This window comes from Xenophilus azovorans DSM 13620, assembly GCF_000745855.1.
GTDB lineage: Bacteria > Pseudomonadota > Gammaproteobacteria > Burkholderiales > Burkholderiaceae_C > Xenophilus > Xenophilus azovorans.
In genome coordinates, this window is the sequence record NZ_JQKD01000112.1 from 1 (window position 1) to 3397 (window position 3397).

Consider the following 3397-nt stretch of genomic DNA (forward strand, 5'->3'; position numbering starts at 1 on the left):
GCCAGCGCGAATACCGAAGCGACAACGAACTGATCATCAACCGGGGGGCAGAACTCAATGTCGTCAGGGGGCCAGATCTGGATGGCGCTTGACACCCCGCAAAGCACGGTGCATTTCGGCTGGTGGCGTACTAAACGGCAGTTTTCGCGCTTGCAAGGGCAGACATCCGGCAGCACACTGGACGCACCTTTCCGACGCATGGTTCAGCTGGCGACCGTCGGGGGCGTGCATCGAGCACGTAGAGCGAGCCCTCAAGTCACGGTGATCTTTCACCGTTGCGCCTCGTGCGCTGAGTATTCGGATGCCTTGCATCCATGGAGTCCTTCAATGGACACGTGCCGCGCGGCCTTGACCACGTGGCGGCCTTGCCTTTTCGTCGCACCCGATGCGACGGCGAGGTTTTCGTGTCCGGGCACAGTCACCTTGAGTGGCTGCGCCCTGTCTTGCGGCGGCCCGACCGCCCATGCCTTGAGCACCGACAGTCTGATCACCCCCGGGTGATCTGTCGTTCCCCTCGATCTCTCGCACCGTTCTCGGCTGCGAATGACGCCTGCCCTGCGGGGTTGGCGTTCGAGTTCTTCTCCCTCGCACCCACGCACTGACACCTGTCAGCCCTGCCTGTTCCACCTTGTGTGGCGGCATGGCCGTCGTGGAACGGCTTTGCGCGCCCGTCGCGGAACGGGCGCTGCCAGTCAGGCCGGCGATGGGGATGAGTTCGCGGTGCCGCTCGGGCATCGCACCGGAGGTCATTCATGCCTCCGGGGTTGCCTCGGGTTCCTTGAGGGCCTGGTTCGCTGCGGCGAACGCCACATCGCGCAAGACGCGTGCTGGCCGGCGATCACTTTTACGTACCTCCGCGTGGCTGTCGCACGGGCGATGGCCACAAACCACTGGCATGGCATCGGTCATGGAGCCCGCTGATGCAGCGAAACCAGGGCTCTTCCATTGATGACGGAACACGACACCATGAACGCGAAACGAACCTTTGGGCGCAGGGATTGCGCCTCCTCAACCAACCCCAAGCCCGGTCGACATGGCCTGGGTCGGGACGATCAACCGGGACTGCATGAATTGCCTTTGTCGCCCAGACGATGGCGTTACGTGCTGAACCTGCTCCTGCGAGAACACAACTGGCGGCACAGCAGCAGGCACAAGGGCGTCAGCCACAAGACCATGGCCGAGCGCCAGCGCTTCTGCCACTGGCTGTTCGGCTTCCTCCGCCAGCCGCCCCTGCAGTTCAAGCTCGATCCGCGATCCTTCAGCGGCCGGCATGCGGAAGCGGTGACTGCGCACTGGCAATCCGAAGCCAAGGCCGGACGCATGAGCTCGGCGACCATTCAGACCTACTTCAGCTTCCTGAAGACCTTCACCGTCTGGATCGGCAAGCCGAGGTTGTTGCGCCCGATTGGCTGCTACTTCGACGATGCGCGGCTCTATCAGCGCTCGCTGGCCACGGGCGTCGACAAGTCATGGCGCGCACAGGGTGTGGAAGCGGACGCGGTGATCCGGATGGTTGAAGCACACGATGTGCATGCGGCTGCCTCATTGAAGCTCATGCAGGCTTTCCATCTTCGCTTCAAGGAAAGCGTGATGCTGCGACCTCATGAAGATGTCATCACGGCCGCCCAGGCGGGCAAGGACGGCAAGTTAGCCGCCTTCTACCTCGACACGCACCGGGGCACCAAAGGTGGCCGGGAGCGGATGGTCGCCATCAATACGGCGCAGCGGGTCGCTGCCATCGACTATGCGCGCCGGGTGACGGTGGGCGTGCATGAGAGCGTCAGCGATCCGCGTTTGACACTGCAGCAGGCCATGCGGCATTTGCGCTACGTGATGGAGCGTCACGGCATCACCCGTGCCGGGCTGGGCGTAACTCCGCATGGCTTGCGTCATCAGGGAGCGGCCGATGGCTACGAAGCCATGACGGGGCAGCGGCCTCCGGTGGCTGGCGGCGCCCCTGTCGATCCGGACCTTGACCACCAAGCGCGGCAGCAGATCGCCGAGCACCTGGGGCATGGCAGGAAGCAGATCACGAACGCGTACTTCGGCAAGACACCCAAGCCTGCAACGCAGCCCAGCCATCGTGGTTGCGGCCCTAACGCTCTCTGACCAATGCCTTGTCCATCTCCCCGAAAGGAACCCATCATGAATGAACCCAGTCCCCGCAGCCGTTATTGGCTCAGCCCCGGCATTGACGTGCCGGCGGAAGAGGAGGTGAGCGTGCTGTCCGCATCGCCATGTGCTTTGCGAGGCTTCTACTATGACCGCAATGCTGGAGAGGCCGTGTTCGTCCCTCCTGCCGATTTCATGGCGGAAAGCCCGCTGTGGCGAATCGACGTGCTCGATGACATCACTGCCGACGTGCAGCGCACTCGCACGCATGCGTTGGGGGCCTATTTCCGAGAGTGCAGCATGAAGCGACCGAGTGTGCCGTTGTCACGGCACTTCGAGGCGTTCCGTGCGGTCTGCGAAAGAGCAGGCTTCGATGTGCCCGATGAACTCGAAGCTTTGTTGGTGCTCGACCATCAGTTCCGCTGCAGGCGGCTTTGGTCAGAGAATGGCCCGATAGGTCGAAAGTGCCTTGACGGTCTGGACCAGACCTTGTCGCAGCAACGCGTCGAGGTAGCGGTCCACATCCAGCGGCGGGCTCTTCAACTGCGCCCGCTGCTTCTGCGCTGCCGATACGATTGCGGCCGCATCCAGGTCGAACAGGTTGTCGATGAACAGGTCGGGATGCTGTGCCTCGATGCCGAAGGGCGCGAGCGCTGCCTGCGGAAAATCCTTCTCGTTGAAGGTCACGATGACGCTGGCGCCGCAACGGATGGCCGCAGCCAGGACGTGGCGGTCGTCCGGGTCTGGCAGGCGCAATCCGGCGATGAGCGCTTCGTAGTCCGAGACCAGGCCATCCGGGATGGCCTTGTCCATCAATGCCGATGTGCGGCCAACCTGATCCGGGCGAAGATCCGGCCGGTTGATCAGCAGGTTGCGTTTCCATTCCTCGTGGATCTGCGTGCTCCAACGCGCCCGGAAGCGGCCAGAAAGACCCAGCCACATGAGGAAGTCCCGCAACGGCGCCGGGTACAGCACGCACGCGTCATAGACGGCCGTGAATGGCGACTGCCTCATTCGTAGCCCATGCCCAGTTCCTGAGCCTGCTTCGCCAATGCCGCCATGGCGTCTTCGCTGGCTTGGTCTCTCTGGGCCTTGAACTGCATCAGATCGGCAAATCGGACGCGCCGATGCTTGCCAGCCCTGTGGAAGGGAAGTGCACCCTCTTCGAGCAGCTTGACCAAGTGTGGCCGGGACTGACCCTGCCTCGTTTCCACGTACATCAAGTCATGCAGCCAACTGGGCGTTCTCCCAGGTCACAGGGGCGAGGAATCCGTTGGCCGAGTGC

Annotated in this window: 2 protein-coding genes and 1 pseudogene; 1 reads left to right on the forward strand and 2 read right to left on the reverse strand. The window is 63.1% G+C overall.

What is annotated here, in order from left to right:
* Window positions 1–1101: 1101 nt before the first annotated feature.
* Window positions 1102–2109 carry an integrase domain-containing protein gene (locus Q392_RS26230; protein WP_051953982.1) on the forward strand — a complete coding sequence of 336 codons (1008 nt, stop codon included), beginning with the start codon at window positions 1102–1104 and terminating at the stop codon, window positions 2107–2109.
* Between the two features lie 441 nt (window positions 2110–2550).
* Here the strand turns inward: Q392_RS26230 and Q392_RS26235 are convergent, their stop codons facing one another.
* Together Q392_RS26235 and Q392_RS26240 are read right to left on the reverse strand one after the other, a co-directional pair.
* Window positions 2551–3126: a PIN domain-containing protein gene (locus Q392_RS26235; RefSeq protein ID WP_038215488.1), complete on the reverse strand. Its 576-nt coding sequence runs from the start codon at window positions 3124–3126 to the stop codon at window positions 2551–2553.
* Window positions 3123–3305 (reverse strand): annotated as a pseudogene (locus Q392_RS26240) (excisionase family DNA-binding protein); the annotation flags it as partial. The gene Q392_RS26235 and the pseudogene Q392_RS26240, both read right to left, overlap by 4 nt.
* Between the last annotated feature and the right edge of the window lie 92 nt (window positions 3306–3397).

Bases quoted from the DNA above. Each gene is read 5' to 3' on its own strand.
- Q392_RS26235 (WP_038215488.1), bottom strand. From the start codon at position 3,126: ATGAGGCAGTCGCCATTCACGGCCGTCTATGACGCGTGCGTGCTGTAC.